General features: G+C 48.6%; 1 protein-coding gene. It reads left to right on the top strand.

The window, feature by feature from the left end; translation table 11 throughout:
• The first annotated feature begins 72 nt into the window (after positions 1-72).
• Positions 73-438, top strand: a complete 366-nt coding sequence (locus PORUE0001_RS05265) for a transposase (RefSeq protein ID WP_007364921.1) — start codon at positions 73-75, stop codon at positions 436-438.
• The last annotated feature ends 95 nt before the right edge of the window (positions 439-533 follow it).

The following is a 533-nucleotide window of genomic DNA, read 5'->3' as shown; positions in this document are numbered from 1 at the left end:
CCTCCCTTCGACCAATCTACAGTTTGTCCTCTCCTGAAATAGTACACAGTCGGGAAGCCAACCCCAACAACAATGAAACAAGAAAAAAGTAACCGAGGACGAAAGGGATATCCCCTAGATTTCAAGTGGAGAGTCATCGATGACCTCCTAGCCACAGGCGAGAGCATCGCCACCACCAGCCAGCGCTACGGCATCACCACACGCACCATTCGAAATTGGTTGCGTACCTTTGGTGTAGAGTTACCCAACCAAAGCACTATGAGCAAGACAAACAAGAACAAAGACGTAGATCCAGAGTACGCAGAACTCAAGCGTGAAAACGCTCGCCTCAAAGCAGCCCTCTTCCAGGCTGAGAGCAAGGCCTTGGTCAACAAAACACTACTCGAAGTGGTCTTGAATCGCTACCACATTGATCTAAAAAAAAAGACCGATTTGTAGCCGTGAGACAGCTTGAACAGGCCAAAGTGAGAGATCAAAAGCTCTCCATAACCTACCTTTGTCAGCAGCTAGAAGTCAGCCGCAAAGGCTACTAC

This window comes from Porphyromonas uenonis 60-3 (genome assembly GCF_000174775.1).
In the GTDB taxonomy this organism is placed as follows: Bacteria; Bacteroidota; Bacteroidia; order Bacteroidales; family Porphyromonadaceae; genus Porphyromonas; species Porphyromonas uenonis_A.
The sequence above is the reverse complement of the archived record's forward strand: the minus strand, read 5'-3'. Positions and strand labels throughout refer to the sequence as shown.